Source organism: Desulfatiglans anilini DSM 4660 (assembly GCF_000422285.1).
Classification (GTDB): domain Bacteria; phylum Desulfobacterota; class DSM-4660; order Desulfatiglandales; family Desulfatiglandaceae; genus Desulfatiglans; species Desulfatiglans anilini.
Window position 1 is genome coordinate 19,085 of sequence record NZ_AULM01000015.1, and the last position, 17,167, is coordinate 36,251.

The 17,167-nt window shown below is 58.5% G+C and carries 9 protein-coding genes; 2 read left to right on the forward strand and 7 right to left on the reverse strand.

Going from position 1 to position 17,167, the window contains the following annotated elements:
- Nucleotides 1–36 precede the first annotated feature (36 nt).
- Nucleotides 37–2,166, forward strand: coding sequence for a glycogen debranching protein GlgX (gene glgX, locus H567_RS24590; protein ID WP_084517211.1), 2,130 nt, complete (start codon nt 37–39; stop codon nt 2,164–2,166).
- Nucleotides 2,167–2,188: 22 nt separating this feature from the next.
- Complete coding sequence (gene treY, locus H567_RS0111845) at nt 2,189–4,858, forward strand: malto-oligosyltrehalose synthase (RefSeq protein ID WP_028321562.1); 2,670 nt, start codon at nt 2,189–2,191, stop codon at nt 4,856–4,858.
- 139 nt (nt 4,859–4,997) lie between these two features.
- On the opposite strand, the gene H567_RS0111850 is transcribed toward treY, so the two are convergent.
- The 7 genes from H567_RS0111850 to H567_RS0111885 all read right to left on the reverse strand — a co-directional run bounded on the left by H567_RS0111850 (nt 4,998) and on the right by H567_RS0111885 (nt 16,635).
- Entirely contained in the window at nt 4,998–6,248 is a 1,251-nt protein-coding gene (locus H567_RS0111850; RefSeq protein WP_028321563.1) for a glycosyltransferase, read from the reverse strand.
- A gap of 1 nt (nt 6,249) precedes the next feature.
- Nucleotides 6,250–6,927 carry a DUF5752 family protein gene (locus H567_RS0111855; protein ID WP_153306158.1) on the reverse strand — a complete coding sequence of 226 codons (678 nt, stop codon included), beginning with the start codon at nt 6,925–6,927 and terminating at the stop codon, nt 6,250–6,252.
- A 504-nt stretch (nt 6,928–7,431) separates the two neighbouring features.
- Complete coding sequence (locus tag H567_RS0111865; protein WP_035254226.1) at nt 7,432–8,604, reverse strand: ABC transporter permease; 1,173 nt, start codon at nt 8,602–8,604, stop codon at nt 7,432–7,434.
- A complete protein-coding gene (locus H567_RS0111870) occupies nt 8,601–9,755 on the reverse strand; it encodes an ABC transporter permease (protein WP_028321566.1) in 1,155 nt (384 codons plus the stop codon). The genes H567_RS0111865 and H567_RS0111870 overlap by 4 nt, the downstream gene beginning before the upstream one ends.
- On the reverse strand, nt 9,752–11,713 hold the full coding sequence (locus H567_RS0111875) for an ATP-binding cassette domain-containing protein (RefSeq protein ID WP_028321567.1): 1,962 nt from the start codon (nt 11,711–11,713) through the stop codon (nt 9,752–9,754). The genes H567_RS0111870 and H567_RS0111875 overlap by 4 nt, the downstream gene beginning before the upstream one ends.
- Nucleotides 11,714–11,717: 4 nt before the next feature.
- Entirely contained in the window at nt 11,718–12,827 is a 1,110-nt protein-coding gene (locus H567_RS0111880; protein WP_028321568.1) for an HlyD family secretion protein, read from the reverse strand.
- 181 nt (nt 12,828–13,008) lie between these two features.
- Nucleotides 13,009–16,635, reverse strand: a complete 3,627-nt coding sequence (locus H567_RS0111885) for a hypothetical protein (protein ID WP_028321569.1) — start codon at nt 16,633–16,635, stop codon at nt 13,009–13,011.
- Nucleotides 16,636–17,167 lie beyond the last annotated feature (532 nt).

Sequence of the window (17,167 nt, forward strand, 5' to 3'; positions counted from 1 at the left end):
GGAGGATGGAATCGGTGCAGAGGGAGGAAAGCTGACATGGATCTGAATGTGTGGCCCGGAGAGGCGTACCCGTTGGGGGCTACTTATGATGGAGTGGGCACCAATTTTTCGCTCTTTTCCGAGGCGGCCGAAAGGGTCGAGCTGTGCCTTTTCGACGAGCAGGGCAGGGAGGCGCGGGTCGACCTGGCGGAGCGGACGGCCTTTTGCTGGCACGGGTACCTTCCGGATATCGCCCCCGGGCAGCGTTACGGTTACCGGGTCCACGGACCCTGGAATCCGGAGGCTGGTCATCGCTGCAACCCCGGCAAGCTCCTGCTGGATCCTTACTCCAAGGCCGTCGATGGGCTGGTGGATTGGAACGAGGCGGTTTTCCAGCATTGTTTCAACGACCCCGAGGGGCCGGCCAACACTGCGGACAGCGCACCGTATGTGCCGAAATCGGTGGTGGTCAACCCCTATTTCGATTGGGGCAACGACCGTCCGCTTCGCAGGCCCCTTCACGAGACCGTCATCTATGAGGTGCACGTGAAAGGTTTCACCGCCCGCCACCCGGGTATCCCTCCCGAGATCCGCGGCACCTTTTCCGGCTTGAGCCACCCTCTGGTGCTGGACTACCTCCTGGAACTCGGGGTTACGGCCGTCGAATTGATGCCCGTACACCAGTTCATCCACGATGCCCATCTGGTCGAAAAGGGTCTCCGGAACTATTGGGGGTACAACTCCATCGCCTATCTGGCCCCGCACAACGAATATGCAGCGAAGGGGCGCTTGGGGGAGCAGGTCCCCGAGTTCAAGCAGATGGTCAAGATGCTGCACCAGGCCGGCATCGAAGTGATCCTGGATGTCGTTTACAACCACACCGCCGAAGGAAATCATCTTGGTCCGGTGCTTTCTTTCAAAGGGATCGACAATGCAGCCTATTACCGTCTGGTGGAAGGGGATCCCCGGTACTACATGGATTATACCGGGACCGGCAACACCCTCAACATGCGGCATCCTCATGTGCTGCAGTTGATCATGGATTCACTCCGTTACTGGGTGCTCGAGATGCATGTCGACGGCTTCCGCTTCGATCTGGCGGCGGCTCTTGCCCGGGAGCTTCACGATGTCGACCGCCTTTCGGCATTTTTCGACCTGATCCAGCAGGATCCCGTAGTGAGCCAGGTCAAACTGATCGCGGAGCCATGGGATGTAGGCGAGGGGGGGTATCAGGTGGGGAACTTCCCACCTCTTTGGTCCGAATGGAACGGCAAGTACCGCGACTGCATCCGGAGCTTCTGGCTCGGCGAAGACCAGGCGCTTGCCGGGTTCGCTTATCGTCTGACCGGAAGTTCCGATCTTTATGAGAGGAACGGGCGCAGGCCTTACGCCAGCATCAATTTCATTACAGCGCACGATGGGTTCACCTTGCAGGATCTGGTGAGCTACAACGAAAAGCACAATGAAGCGAACGGGGAGGAGAGCAGAGACGGAGAAAACCACAACCGTTCGTGGAACTGCGGGGTGGAAGGACCCACCGCCGACCCGTCGATTCTGGCACTGCGGGGGCGGCAGAAACGAAACCTTTTGGCCACGTTGTTCTTCTCTCAGGGCATTCCGATGCTTCTGCACGGGGATGAGGCCGGGCGAACGCAGAATGGAAACAACAATGTCTATTGTCAGGACAACCCCCTGTCCTGGTTCAACTGGGAGGAACTGGACGAGGACTTCCTTGCCTTCGTACGAAAACTCATCGCGCTGCGGAAGGATCACCCGGTTTTCAGGAGAAGGGGCTGGTTTTTGGGGCGCGCCATCCACGGGAGCGAAGTGCACGATATCGGGTGGTTTGCCCCAGGCGGCGAACAAATGACGGAGGAGGCCTGGCACAGCGCCTCGGTAAAGGCGTTGAGCGTCTTTCTGAACGGGGATGCCATCCTCTATCCGGATGCCTATGGAGAAAGGGTGGTGGACGACAGCTTCTTGATTCTTTTCAATGCCCATCAGGAGGCGCTTTCCTTTAAATTGCCGGGTCCGGAGTGGGGTGAACGCTGGCGCCCGGTGCTCGAGACGGGGGAAGGATGGGGCTTGGCCTCTGGGACCGGGAGGCGGGAGTACGAGAAGGTCTACGGGGCTTTGGAGGAGGTACGGATCGGGGAGCGGACCGTTCTCTTGCTGATGAGGGTGTGACGGAAAAATGAGGTCGGACGGAATGAAGAAGATTCCCAGAGCGACCTACCGCATGCAGTTTCATTCGGGGTTCACGTTTTACGATGCGGCGGGTTTGAGCGACTATCTCGAGGCGCTCGGAATCAGCCATTTATACAGTTCGCCCTGTTTGAAGGCGGTCAAAGGGAGCACCCACGGCTACGATGTGGTGGATCATTCGCGCGTCAACGAGGAACTCGGCGGAGAAGCAGGGCGAAGGGTGCTGTGCGAAGCGCTCGCCAGGCGCGGACTGGGAATGGTGCTCGACATCGTCCCGAACCACATGGCTGTCGGGACCCCTGAAAACCGCTGGTGGTGGGATGTCCTCGAAAATGGTCCGTCGAGCCCTTACGCCGCTTATTTCGACGTGGACTGGAACCCCCCGGAGGACCGCCTGGCCAACAAGATCCTGCTGCCGATCCTGGAAGACCATTACGGCAGGGTCATCGAGGCGGGGAAGGTCAGGGTGCTGCGAGAGGGGGCGCGATTCGTGATCCAGTATGCCGGGCACCGGCTGCCGGTGGCGCCCCGCTCGCTTTCCGCGTTGTTGGCCGAGGCTGCCGAGAGGGCGTCGTCGGACGAACTGGCCTTTTTTTCCGAGGCCTTGTCCGCCCTGCCGCTCCCCACTTCCACCGACGCTGCGAGCATCCGGCGCCGCCAGCGCGACAGGAGGGTCATCGGCGGGCAGCTTTCCGAACTGCTCGAGCGGGCGCCTGCGTGCGCGCGGGCACTCGACGAGGTGGTCGAAGAAGAGAACCGGTCGATCGACCGGCTGGATTTTTTCCTGGACCAGCAGAATTACAGATTGGCTTATTGGCGAGCGGGAGCGCATGAACTCGGCTACCGGCGGTTCTTCGACATCGCCGCTCTGGCGGGCCTGCGCATCGAATTCGAACAGGTATTCCTAGAGACGCATGCCAGGATCCTCGAGTGGGTTCGGGACGGCAGTCTGGACGGCCTGCGGATCGATCATCCGGATGGCCTGCGGGATCCCGGGGAATATCTCACGCGCCTGCGAAGAGCGGCTCCCCATGCCTGGATCGTGGTCGAGAAGATCCTCCAGCCGGGCGAACGTCTGCCGGACGGGTGGGATGCCGCCGGGACGACAGGCTATGACTTCCTGAACCTGCTGGGCGGCCTGTTCGTCCACTCTGCGGGAAAGGAACCGCTCTCGGCGTTTTATGCGGATTTCTGCGGTGAACGGAGCGAATACGCGGCCATAGCCCTGGAGAAAAAGCGCCAGGTCCTGGCCGAGCTCTTCGGGAGCGAAGTGAACCGCCTCACCGAGCAGCTGGTGCAGATCTGCGAGCGCCACCGGCGCTACCGGGACTACACGCGCCACGATATCCAGGGCGCTTTGCGTGAGATCATGGCCTGTTTCGATGTGTACCGGACCTACGTGCGCCCCGGTGAGGGTCCTGTCCGGGAGCAAGACCGTGCCGTCATCGTGGAGGCTGTCGAGAGGGCATCGGAGAACAGGGCCGAGATCGAAACGGACCTCTTCGGGTTTATCGGGAAGATTCTGCTGATGGAGGTCCGCGGTGAGGCAGAGGCGGAGTTCGTCCTGCGTTTCCAGCAGGTGACTGGGCCTGTGGCGGCCAAGGGGCTCGAGGATACGACCTTTTACTGTTACAACCGGCTGATCGGGCTGAACGAGGTAGGGGGGGACCCCGCCGCCTTCGGGGTTTCGCTGCAGGCGTTCCATGAGGCGATGCTGGAGAAGGTGCGGCGTGAGCCTCATGGCATGCTCTCCACCTCGACCCACGACACCAAGCGGAGCGAAGACGTGCGCGCGCGGCTGGCCCTCCTCTCCGAGATTCCGGCGGATTGGGGTAGGGCAGTGCGGGCCTGGTCGCTTGAAAATGAGCGTTACAGGCGCGCCGGTATTCCTGATCGGAATTTCGAGTACCTCCTCTACCAAACCCTTGTGGGGGCCTGGCCTATCGAACCGAAGCGCGTCAGGACCTTCGCGTTGAAGGCCGCCCGCGAGGCCAAGACGCATACCTCCTGGACGAAACCGGTGCGGGAGTACGAGGCCGGTTTGGATCGTTTCGTTCAGCTGATCATGCAGAACGAGGCCTTTCATTCGAAGATCGAGGACTTCGTTCAAAAGCTTGTCCTGCCCGGGAGATTGAATTCCCTATCGCAGATGCTCATCAAACTGACGGCGCCCGGGGTGCCGGATCTCTATCAGGGGAGTGAACTCTGGGATCACAGTCTGGTCGATCCGGACAACCGCCGCCCCGTCGATTTTTCATTGAGACAGCGGCTGCTGTCGGAGTTAAAAGAACTCGGCCCGGCTGATGTGCTTGCGCGGATGGACGAGGGGCTTCCCAAGTTGTGGTTGATCCAGAAGACGCTGGAACTCAGGAAGCGGCGGGAGGCGTTCTTCCTTTCCCAGGACTACGCACCGCTCTACGCCTGCGGGCGGAAGGCCGAAGCGGTTGTAGCCTTCTCCCGCGCCGGAAAGGTTGTCGTTGTTGCGCCGCGCTTCCCCTTGAAAGGCGGCGGAGAGTGGGGGGATACGAGCCTCGCGCTTCCACCGGGGCGCTGGCGGGATGCCTTTTCCGATGCCCGTTTCGAAGGGGGCGAACGGCGGGTGGCAGACCTTCTGCGGCTTTTCCCTGTTGGTCTTTTGTGCGAGGAGGACAAGCAGTCCCCCTCCCGGAAGTGAGCTGTTCAAATGGAGCCGGAGAGGGGGTGAGGGCGTTCTCGATCGAGACCCGGACGTCTGCCTCGCGGGAACCGGAGAGCGGCAGTGTCCTAGGAGGATGGGCGAGTGTGGTCAGGTCCGCCCCCTGGAGTGCGGATTTTTAAGAGAGCTCGATCCGGTCTCTCTGACCGTGCAGGATTCCGAAGATCATGGTCAAGTATTCCCGCAGGTGCCGGGTGATCAGAAAGTTTTCCCGCACGAATGCCTTCGCTTTTGCGCCGATCCTGCGCATTTCCTCAGGCTTGTGGAACAAATACCGGATCCGCAAGGCCGCCCCCTCCGGGGTGTTGACCAGAAATCCGGTGTGGTGGTCGATCACCTGGATCCGGATGCCGCCCGTGTCGCCTCCGATGACGGGTTTTTCCTTCCACATCCCCTCCGTTACGGTCAGCCCGAACCCTTCCTTGACTGATTTTTGGATCACGATGTCCGCGGCCCGCTGAAGGGCGTTGATGGTCCGATGGGCGTCGGGCGGCAGCAGAAGTACATGGATGTCGGGATCGTGGTCTGCGGCTCTGCGCACTTCCTCCAAAACGGCCTCTCCTTCGGGGTCGTCCGAGGCGCCGCCGCCTGCGAGAACCAACTGGATGCCAGGCACGAAGCGCTTCGCCATTCGATAGGCCTCGATGACTCCTACGGGGTCTTTGAAGCGGTCGTAGCGCGAAATCTGAACGACAGTGGGGCGCTCTGGGTCGATACCGAATCGCGCTCGGACCTCCGCGACCTCTTCCAACTCGAGGTCGACGTTCTTTTCGTGCAGGGGGTCGATGCTCGGCGGGATCAAATAGATGGAATGGGGAAGCCGCCGCGCGAAGGCCGCGAGGGAAAAAACGCTGGCATCGTAATGCCTGACATGTTCGTAGAGGTATTTCCAGACCGCGCGGGAGGGGTGACTGGCATCGATATGACAGCGCCAAAGCCACTTGTTTTTCCGGCGCGGATAGTGGCGGATCAGCGCCGCAGGTTGCGGGTCATGAACGATGACGATATCCGCTTCTTCGAGGATGCCCCTCAAATTTTCAGCTGCTTCAGCGTTGGCCGACTCGTATGCCTTGAAATGGAAATCGGGTATGGAAACCTGCCTGCCCTGCATGCCGTTGTGGAAGGCCTTCGTGCATTCGTAGAAATCCTGGCCCCCGCTGATGACCTCCCAATGCGTCTCGATGCCGAGTTCATTCATGAGGGGGACCATTTTGTGCAGAATCTCCGCCACGCCTCCCCCGAGGCGCGTGGAATTGATGTGCACAAGGCGCATTCCCTTGAGCGGGGCGGCGAGTTGATAGAGATGCCCCACCACATCCTGGCCGGTGATCTCGGCATATTGCGCGAGCATAGTCGAGAATCCATTCATTCTAAGGCCTCTGCTCTCCGGAAAAGTGGGAAACGAAAGACTTCAGCAGTTCCATACGCAGGTCTGAAAGGGATGAGAAATAGGGGTCGATCCGTGCGATGGCGTCACACAGCGGCTCGTAGGAATCTCCCTGCGAGCGGAGCCAGAAGCGGAAGTCGTCCAGATGGTTCCGGTTGCGCTGTCTTGCATCGATGAAATGAAAGAAGATGCTCCCGAGCGATATTGTCGGCAGCACCCGCGTCAGCATCGCCGCATCGGTTACCTGGACGTTCGGGTTGAAGACCACGATTTGCGAGCGGATGAACTCGAACTGGCGATCCCTCTCCGCCCAGGCAGGCGTATCGGTCTGGTAGAGGGCGTCTTCCATGATGTCTAAGAGTTCCGCGCGCAGATTCTCGATCGTGTCGAATGCAGCCGGATCGATGACTGCCAGACGTTCGGCGAGGGCCTTGTTGTGGAGGCTCCGATACACCCAGATGGCGAAATCGTTGTGGTATTCCGGGTCATCGAAACGGGGACGGAGAAGCCCGCCCCAGAAGTGGTAATAGATGCTTGCAGGGTCGATACGTTCGATGATCTCTCTTAATTCACGCAGATTCCGGGCTTTTTCTCCGGTGGCGATGGCGATCAGCGCGCAGTCTTTGATGGCGAAAGGGTCGGTCTGGATCGTTTCCATCATAACACCTGTTGAAGCACTAGGGTTGGATGTTTCCCCGGTGTCAGGGGTGAAAAAGCCTCCCGCTGTTAGCCCGGCGACCGATAGTGCCGCAGGGATCGCCTTACGCCTAACAGACACACGGAGGCTGCTCAACCGGGCGGTTTTCTAAACGTGCCCTTTGAGCATTCTATGAAATTCTAGCGCAGATGATTCAACTTTTCAATCGCTTCAGAACAGCGGCGTTTTTCAGGCGCCCCCCGGACTGGCCTGTACGGGCCGTTGAGGCCGGTTTCACATCCGGTGCTCGGGAACGATCATCCGTCACGACCGCGGCGACCTCCAGGTCGCCTCCGCGCAAGCGTGGGATTCCCTTGATATTGCTTAAAAAGCCTCCTTTCTGGATTGGAAACTGGGCTCTAGCGGGAAATCATTTCCGGATGGACGCTTCCTTTAGAAAATAGGCGGTCTGCAAGAAGGGTGCACCCGAGGAACCTCAGGGAGCGGTCCGGCGCATTCCTCAAAACATCAATGAAACTGCCGCCGGAAGCGCCACAGACCGATGCCGAACACCGTGGCGCCGATGAGCGCCATGGCGAGGATGTCGTCCCAGAGGAGCTTCAGGCCGGCGCCCTTGAGGAGGATGCCGAAGCTCGCGTCGATGAAATAGTGCAGCGGGGAAAGGGTCATGAAGAACACCATCACACGGTTCATGGCCTCGGGAGGGGTCCAGTTGCCGGATAGAAAGAGCATCGGGGCCACCATCAGCACGGTCAGCATGCCGACCTGGGCCATGTTCCGGGCGAAGGTGGCGGCGAGAACTCCGAGGCCGGCGGTGGTGAAGACATAGAGCGCCGTCACGGCGAAGAAAAAGAGCAGGCTCCCCCGGAAGGGGAGATGGAAGACGGCCCCGAGGACGGAGAAGAGGCAGAGGGCGGTGCCGGCGAGGATCACCGCCGACATCGCCGCGATCTTGGGCAGCACGATCTGGAAGGAGCTGAGGGGCGAGACGAGGAGCTGCTCGATCGTGCCCCGCTCCTTTTCCCGCACGAGGGCGGCGGCCGGGAGCAGCACGACCAGCACGGTGATGATGTTCAGGAGCTCGGTCAGGGACATGAACCAGGTGTTGTTCTGGTTAGGGTTGAACCAGACGCGCGTCTGGTTTTCGATCAGCGGCATCCGTTCGAGGGCGTCCTCCCCGAGCCCCGCGCGCCGCATGCCGACCTCCATCCCGTACCCGCTGACGATTTCCGACGCATACGATGAGGCCAGGAAACCCAGCACGGAGTTGGTGGTGTCCACCAGGAGGAGGACATCGGCTGATTCGTCTTCGAGCAGCCGCTTTTCGAAGTGCTCAGGAATGTCGAGCACCAGCATCGCCTCGCCCCGGTCGAGAAGAGCGATTCCGCCCCGCTCGTCCGCGGTTTCCCCCATGAAGCGGAAATAGGGCGGGCGGAAGCGGTGGATCAGTTCGCGGGAGGCGGTCGAGCGGTCGTGGTCCTGCACGAAGAGGCGCGCCTGCTTCAGCTCCAGGCTGACGCCCGACCCGGCCAGATAGATGTCCAGGGTGAAGGCGTAAAGGATGAAGAGCATGAGGATCGGGTCGCGGTAGAGCTGTCGCAGCTCCTTCACGGTCAGGGATGCGACGCGCTGAAACCAGACCCTTGGGGAAGACGAAATGCTTCGGGTGTGTCCGCTCATGCCTTCGGCCTCTTGCTGAACAGGATGAAGCCAGCAGAAAAGACGATCAGGGCGTAGACCGCAAGCACCAGGAGATCACCCCACAGGACCTCGAGACCGATGCCCTTCAGGAAGCTTCCTACCGCGATATTGGTGTAATACATGGCCGGGATCAGGTGGGCGGTGATCTTGGCCTGGCCCGAGAGGGAGGCGATGGGGATCAGAAACCCCGAATACAGGACGGCGGGCACCAGGGTCAGGATGACGGTCACGATGATGGCGGCGATCTGGGTCCTCACGAAGACGGAGATCAGGAGCCCGATCCCGGTCGTGCACAGGAGATAGAGGACGGAGGCGGGCAGGAAGAATCCGAGCTGCCCCTTGAAGGGTGCCCCGTAGAGCTGGACCGCCAGGACCCAGAGGAGCGTCATGTTGAGCGTCGAGATGATGACGTAGGGGGCCAGCTTCCCGATCAGGAACTCCCCGCGGCTGACCGTGGAGGCGTAGATATTGTAGATGGAGCCGTTTTCCTTCTCCCGCACGACGCCGATGGCGGTCAGGAAAGGCGGCGCGATCATGAGGATGACCATCAGGAGGCTCGGCGCGATCGACCAGATGCTCTTGGCGCTCTGATTGTAAAGATACCGGATCTGCAGCCCCACCGGCTGGAGCATCTCACGCGCCCGGTCCCTGTCCTTTCCATCCTGTTCGGCCAGGTGCCGCGAGACCAACTCCATGGTGACGGCGTTGTTGATGGCCGTGACGTAGCTCTTGGTAGTCTGGGCGCGTGACGGGAAGGTCCCGTCGATGAGGGTCTGCACGGCGGCCGGACGTCCTGCCAGAAGCCTCTTTTCGAAATGCTCGGGGATGATGACGGCTGCGCGGATGACGTTGTCGCTGAGCAGGGGGTCGATGCCGCGCTCGTCGTCGAGGTATCCCTTGAAATCGAAATAACGCGACTCGATGAATCGGTAGGCGTAATCGCGGCTCAGGCGTGAGCGGTCGTGGTCGACGACGGCGAAGGGAAGGTTCTCTACGTCGAGCGAGATCCCGTATCCGAAGAGCAGCATGAGGACCCCCGGCACCACGAAGGCGAGGGTGAAAAAAAGGCGGTCGCGCAGGATCTCGCGCCACTCCTTCTGGGCGACGATGAAGACGCGCTTCCATTTCATGGGGTCCGGCGCTCCTCCCGCTCGAGGCTCAGCACCCGGTGCACGAAGACGTCCTCCATGCTGAGCGGGCGGGTCACGATCCGCTGGAGGGCGACGCCCCCGGCATCCAGGGCACCCCGGATCCGTGTCTCGCTATCGGCCGGGTCGGGGCTCAGGAGGTGGATGGCGTTGCCGAAAAGGGCCACCCCCTCGAATCCGGCCTCTTCGAGCAGGCCCATGGCCGTCAAAGGCTTCGGGGTCAGGACTTCGATCAGCTTGCCCGCCTCGGCCTCGACCGACTGCTTCATCTCGGCCGGACCGGCATCGGCGACGATCCGGCCTGCGTACATCAACGCCAGGTGGTCGCAGTGCTCCGCCTCGCTCATGTAATGGGTGGTGACGAGGATCGTGACCCGGTCTTCGCGCGAGAGTTTGAAGAGGACGTCCCAGAAGCGGCGGCGGCCGACCGGGTCCACCCCGCTCGTCGGCTCGTCCAGGAAGAGGATCCGGGGCCGATGCACCAGGGCGCAGCCGAGGGCCAGCCGCTGGCGCAGGCCCATCGGAAGCCGGCCTGCCTGGTCGTGCTCGCGTCCTTCGAGCCCGGCCAGGTTCAGGATCCAGGCGGCGCGCTCCCTGGCCAGGCCGCGGCCGAGGCCGTAGATCCCTGCGTAGAGCCGGATGTTTTCGATGACGGTCAGGTCCTGGTAGAGCGAAAAGGCCTGCGACATGTAGCCGATGCGCTCCTTGATGGTCCTGCCGGCCCTCCGCATGTCCGCCCCGGCCACGAGGCCCTCGCCGGCGGTCGGGGGCAGGATGCCCGTGAGCATCTTGATGACGGTGGTCTTGCCGGCGCCGTTGGCCCCGAGCAGGCCGAAGACCTCTCCCTGGGCGACGGTGAAGCTGACCCGGTCCACCGCCCGGAAGGCGCCGAAGTCCCGGACGAGCTCACGGGCCTCGATGGCGTTGCCGGCCGCCTCTCGGCCGGCTGCGGAGGAGGGCGCAGACGGAGCTTTCTCCTCGGCCGCCGGCAGACCCTTTTCCCGGCGGTTGAGCAGGGCGATGAAGACATCCTCCAATTCGGGGTCCAAGGAATAAAGCTCCTCGATCTCCAGCCCATCCAACGCCCGCAGGACCCTTTCCTCGGCGTCCTGGTGCGCTTCCTGCTCGACGAATACCTTGAACCACGGCCCGATGGCCTGGACCTGCGAAAATGAGCGGCGCAGGCGGCTCAAGGCCTCGAGGGGGCGCCCCGTGGGCCGGATGTTCACCTGGGTGCCGGGGACGAGCCGGGTCATTTCGGCGGTTGCCCCTTCGGCCAGGACCTCCCCTCCGTAGAAAAGGGAGCTGCGTTGAAACCGGGCGGCCTCGTCCATGTAGGCCGTCGAAACGAGGGCCGTGATGCCGCGGTCGCGCAGGATGCGCGCCAGGATGGCCCAGAAGTCGCGCCTCGAGACCGGGTCGACGCCTGTCGTAGGTTCGTCGAGGATCACCAGTTCCGGTTCGTGGATCAGGGTGCAGACGAGCCCTAGCTTCTGTTTCATGCCTCCCGAAAGGTTCTTCATCGGCCGCCCGCGGAAAGGCTTCAGGCGCGTCATCGCGAGGAGTGCGTCTTTCCGTTCGGCAAGCTCTCTTTCCGGAAGCAGCCGGAGGCGGGCGAAGAAATCGATGTTCTCCTCGACCGAGAGTTCGGGATACAGGTTGAGACCCAGGCCCTGCGGCATTAAGCCGATCCGCCCCTTGATGCGCTCGGCCGCCCGCTCGCTGTCAAGGGCCGTCCCGAAGACCTGGACCTCGCCGGCATCGAAGGTCAGCACGCCGGCGAGCACCTTCATGAGCGTGCTTTTGCCGGAGCCGTCCGGGCCGATCAGCCCGTAGATCTCTCCGCTGCGGACCTCGAGGCTCACTCCACGAAGGGCGCGGGTCCTGCCGTAGGCCTTTTCGATGGACTCGACGCGGATGACGGGTGGTTCGCCGGGCATAGGATCACCACTGCGGCTCGGTCCACGGGGTTTCCGGGTCCCACTGGATGATGGCGTCGGCCGGCAAGCCCGGGGCGAGGCGATGGTCCGGGTTTTCATCGAGGTAAAGCTTGACGGCGAAGACGAGCTTTACCCGCTCGTCGGGGGTTTGGACCTCCTTGGGGGTGAACTCCGCGTTCGAGGCGATGTATCGGACGCGCGCGGGGAATGGCTGTTCCGGAAAGGCGTCCGTGTAGATGCGGGCCGGCAGGTCCAGCCTGAGCTTGCCGATCTGGATCTCCGGGACGTAGACCTTGAGATAGAGGCTGTCCAGATCGACCAGTTCATACAACGGGCTGCCGGCCTGGACCACTTCGCCGAGGTTGACGATGCGGTGGGTGATCATGCCGTCGGAGGGGGCCGTGATGGTGAGGTCGGCCAGGACGCTTTCGGCCTCGGCAAGCGCGGCACGGGCCTGATCGCGCTGCGCCTGCAGGGCCTTCAACTCGTCCTCTTTGGCTGCGATGCGCTCCCAGCCGAGCTGTGCGTCGGCTGCCTTCTGGCGGGCTTGAATGAGGGAGGCCTCGGCGGAAATCAGGTCGCTTCGGGCCGCCTCCCAGGCCAGATCGGCCTCTTCGCTCCTCCGTGCCTCGACCACCCCCTTGGACACCAGTTCACGGAAGCGTCTGGCGTCCCGTTCGGCCTGGGCCTCGGCGGCCTGCGCCTTCTGGAGCGCCCCCGTCGCTCGGGCCAGATCCGCCTCGGCCATCTCGATCGAAAGCGGCACCTCCTGCCTCAAAACGCCGAGCGCGGTCGAGGTCGCCAGGATCCTGGCCTCGTAGGCGGCCAGCCCCTCCCGGGCCTGATCCACCCGGGCGCGGATCTGGGTGTCGTCCAGGGTGACAAGGGGTTGCCCGGCATCCACCCAGTCGCCTTCATGGACCAGCAACGTTTGGATGCGGCCGGCGAATTTGCCGGCAACGGTGACCCGGTCCCCCTCGATGCGCCCGTTGGCCAGAAGGAGGCCTTCGGGCACCCCCTGCCTTCTTGACCAGTCAAAATAGGCGGCATAGCCTCCGGCAGCCAAAAAACATGCAACCACGATCAGGACGATGATGGACGGGCGGCCTTTCATAAAAACCTCATGAGAGATCCCGGGAAAGGACTTCAGAACCAGCATGAAAAGACGCGAGCCATCATAGTGGATAACCGCTTCGGCTTCAACCTTTATGCCTGGAGAATGGACCTGGCCTCAAGGCATTTGTGTCCTGCGACAGGGGATGGATGTTCTTCTCCCGTCGGATGCTCAATTTCGCTTATTTCTCTTTTTCTATATCCATTTGAGGTTTTTTGATTTGGATTATGTCCACCGGAGTCCCTGCTGCATTCTCGTAACCTTGAGCCGACAGGAGGCGCATATCCTCTATAAACTTTACTTTCGAAAGGTTACGCTTAGTTGAGTCGCCTTGCATGGAGTGGCAGATCAATTTATCGCGCAAGATGCGGATGAGCGGCATCCAGTGGTTCTTTCTAAAGATCAGCATGGGTGAATCCGTTCGTATGGCAGTTGACATAAAGTTCTGCAGCTTTGTCCCTGTAATGTTTGTGAAATTGCTGCTTAGAATGTTGAATTCATCGATATAGAGGTGTTTGATGCTTTGATAAAAATCTCGTGTTGGTTGATTGAGCTTGGATAGCAGGATGTTCGCATGCAAAAATGCTAGATTTGACAAATATAACTGTTGAAATTGATTGTAGCTGTGTTCTTGGTCGCTACGTCTAATTTTTTGGATCCATGTTTTTCTATTCGCTTGACATCTTTTTTTCAGGCCGGTTTTGATTTTTGTTTTCCTTAGGAATTTATTTATAATTACGTTCAATTCTTTCTGTGTGTCGAAGCTGATCGATCGCTGCTTTTTGAGATAGGTTGATATATTGTCACATAATAAATTTATTGTATCAGGTTTTAAAACATTTTTATGACCAAAAAATATATCCTGGTTATTGTTAATAATGTCTTTTATCGTTTCATTTAACTTTTTAATATTTTTGATGTGTTGCTCATCATTGTCATATTCAAGCAATATAAATTCATCCGTTATAAAAGTGATAATGTCTGCAATGCACGATGATATAAAATTCTCATCGCGTTTTTTGGCTTGAATATTCAATAGTAGCATCAAAGTTTTTTGGGATTCGTTTTTTAAGGCGGCGAAAGGGTTTTGTTCTCCTTGCGCTTTTTGAGCAGACGCTAAAAGAGACGTGTAAAACTGATGGATTGCCGGCTGTACCTGCTTTTCCAGAAACTCTTCGGTAGTTTGAGTACACAGACGGCTCCTTTCCCCCGTGAGCAAAGGGGATTGCTCGGAATCGCCGAATAGTCGGGCAAACATCTTGTTGTAAAGGTACTGGACCTCAGTTGAAAGATTTTGCTTTTCCTCATTAGTGCCAAAGTGGAGGGAATTCGCTTGGCTCAGCAATGCCTTTTTCATATAACGGATGTTGAAGTTCACGTCTTGCGAAAATTCGCTCTGGCTTTTTGCTGAGAGTTGTCCCAAAGCCAACGATCTGTGCAGTTCAGCGGCGATTTCCTGCGATTCGATCAGCGAAACAAAGTCCAATCCGAGGCTTTCCAGCACTGCTTGGGGATTTCCCCATTCAGATCGATCCTTTTGAAGATGCGCCGCAACAACCGATTCAAACAAAGGAATCAGCAACTTCTTATCATGTCTATCGTATGTGAATTGGCAGGAATTTGGAGTGTTTGAAGGCTTCAGTTTTAGACGAATGGACAGGTGTTGCGCTTCTTGCGAATGAGTGATACGGTCTTTCGGTATTGAAGATATCTGACATAACCCTTTTAAGAAATCCCTCCCCCAATCCTTGTTCAGTAAAGCTGCAAGGACACACAGAATATAGCAGGTCTGGCCATCCTGTATTACCTCAGTATAATGCAGGTCATCGATGAGATTTGAAAGGGAAAAGTTTTGTGAAATGGGTATAGTATAGGTTGCGGTTCCTTCTGTTCGTTCGATAACTGGAACAATGGTGCATTCTTCTTGTCGAAAAGAAATGGGCTGATACAACGAAAATTTCGTGGTTAGGGGAATCCAGTCGATCGGGGGAGATTGCCAAGCTTCGTACGTTCTTCCAGATGATTTCACCATGCGTGTCGGGGGAGTGCGGGGGGTTGTATCATCTTGTAGATGTTGTGCATTGACGGGTTTCTCGACAGGCTCTTCGGTAACCGTATGCTGCTGCGGAGGGGGCGTCAGGTGTATTGAATTCGCGTTCTCTCGATGTTCAAGGTCATCATTCGAGTGGTCACCTGTAGGCCTTCCGATCGCCGTTGGTTCCCCGATGAGCGGTGTAGATTTCGGGTTTGGGTTGGGATCCGTCGTTTGCGTTATCGCATCCAGAGGAAGGTCTCTCGGATTGCTTGGTCCGGGCACGGGTCCTTGGGCAACGGAAGGATTTTCGTGGCTGGGTAGAGGGGGTTGCTCGCCTTCGTCAAGGGGTTGGACCGGCTGCCGCACAACGTGAGAAGGCATCACGATCGGTATAAATGGTTGCTCGGCTTTGGGGATAGCGATCTGGCGGAATAGCGAGGCGTCTTTCGGCAGCCGTCTGACCGGTTTATGGAAAGGGTGGTTTACGAGACGGGCGGCGAAATTCGAGTCGTTCACGGAGGGGGGGATTTCCGTTCCGGCGATGATTTTCCAGACGCGCCGCATGGACAATACGGGCTTCCCGACCAAATCCTCATGGTTTTCATCATCCCGATTGTTTTCATAATCCCGGGTGATCGTTTCGATATGCTGTACGAGGAGTTCGGTGTATCTCTCAAAATCATCCAATGACGCGGGTCTGCGAGACCATTCCGGGGTCGTTAGGGCGAGAAAAAGCGTCTTCTGCAGACCTTCGAGCCGCTGAGCCTTTTGCTGACGGATGCGGTTTTCTGCGCTGGCCCTGTAAAGAGCGTGAACCAGATTGGATTCATCGACCTTCAGAAATGTCCTGTCGATCTTCTTCGGGAAGAAAAGTGAAAACACCTCGTTCGGATCGAGCGGCGTCTCCTCGCTTTCAGCCATTTTCCCGAGCGGCTCGTTCTCGACCGAATCCCATTCAGGTAGGATCTCGGTTCTGTACCTGTGGGTCAGGAGCTGCATGGCCAGCGCTCTTTCAGCTGCGGGGATGTTTGCCATGCTTGGATGCAGAAGGATCTTCTGGAGGAAGGATCTTTGGACTGGTTGATCTTCCGGCAAGGTGGAAATATGCCTTGCAACAGCAGCAAGATGTGATTTGAATCGTTCAGCGGATGCTTCTATGAAGTGTTGAAAGCTGGGTATTTTCTGCGAAGATGATGTCGCCTCTTTGCAGAGCTCATTGGCGATATTTATAAATAATTGAACTGCAGCCTTGTTGTTCGGAATGTTGGTATTCGGCAATTCAATATTGAATGTTTTAAAAACTTCACTTAATTTTGATGATAATACAGACGAATTGTTGTTATCTAAATTGCCAATTGTCCAACTGTTTATGTAATTTACTAATTGATCGAAATACTTGAAATTGAATTTTCTGAGATGATCGTTGGCTCCTTGGATGGCATTGATGACTTCTCTAGCGGTAAGGGGCGTATCTTTTGGACGAACGAGGTCTTGCACGTCTTTTTCGGTTAATATTCGTTTATAATCTTCTTCCAACGCGCGGCGAAACATGCGGCGGAGTTCAGCGTTTCTTTGCTGCTGAAACTTCTGCAGCGTTTGATTGGAAGGCTTCGAGAAGTAGTTGGACATGCCCATACGTTTTCGGACGAACCATCCGCGTATACCCGTTCCTGTCCCGACGGGTACTCCCTTATCGCTTGCGGGTTTGGAATACAGGATTTGGCCGCCTTGACGGGCAGCCGCCATGTAAGGTGCCGTAGCATTCGTTGCCATGAAAACCTCCTGAGGGAACCGCTCGCTATGGGGAGCGCTCAGAGCGCCTTGGCGAAGGATGGTTTCGGAAGGTTCCGAGGGGCCCCCTGGAGTCAGGCGTTCTATTGCCTCCGCAGAAAGGCGCAATGCGCTTTCGCTGGATACTGGAGAGGGCCGCTGATTGCCGTACCCATCTGGAAATCATCAGCCGGGACGATCAAGTCTTTCTCCCGGCGAGGTCTATTGCCCGTCCGTTTTCGGTCTTTCCAGGTTGGCCGTAAGGCGGTTTATAGGATGCTTCTGCATAGATGCCTGAGTGCATTGAAGGTGGTGAGAGAAGCTCCACCCAGAATTACAAAGAGATTAGCAATTTGCGGGCCGCAAAAGCGGAGGCTTGTGGGACGAAAATCCGCCAGAGGGAGGGGCATCCCCTACGCGGCCGTGCCTCGGTCGGAAAGACCGCCGTGGAGGCCGTTTACCGGCTTTGTGGAAAAACTTTGGAGGCTGTAGATCAGCGTTCGGATTCCATTCCGGGAAGAGCGAGTCGACAGGT

Coding starts and splice junctions, on each gene's coding strand:
- glgX (WP_084517211.1), top strand. CDS start 37: ATGGATCTGAATGTGTGGCCCGGAGAGGCGTACCCGTTGGGGGCTACT.
- treY (WP_028321562.1), top strand. CDS start 2,189: ATGAAGAAGATTCCCAGAGCGACCTACCGCATGCAGTTTCATTCGGGG.
- H567_RS0111850 (WP_028321563.1), bottom strand. CDS start 6,248: ATGAATGGATTCTCGACTATGCTCGCGCAATATGCCGAGATCACCGGC.
- H567_RS0111855 (WP_153306158.1), bottom strand. CDS start 6,927: ATGATGGAAACGATCCAGACCGACCCTTTCGCCATCAAAGACTGCGCG.
- H567_RS0111865 (WP_035254226.1), bottom strand. CDS start 8,604: ATGAGCGGACACACCCGAAGCATTTCGTCTTCCCCAAGGGTCTGGTTT.
- H567_RS0111870 (WP_028321566.1), bottom strand. CDS start 9,755: ATGAAATGGAAGCGCGTCTTCATCGTCGCCCAGAAGGAGTGGCGCGAG.
- H567_RS0111875 (WP_028321567.1), bottom strand. CDS start 11,713: ATGCCCGGCGAACCACCCGTCATCCGCGTCGAGTCCATCGAAAAGGCC.
- H567_RS0111880 (WP_028321568.1), bottom strand. CDS start 12,827: ATGAAAGGCCGCCCGTCCATCATCGTCCTGATCGTGGTTGCATGTTTT.
- H567_RS0111885 (WP_028321569.1), bottom strand. CDS start 16,635: ATGGCAACGAATGCTACGGCACCTTACATGGCGGCTGCCCGTCAAGGC.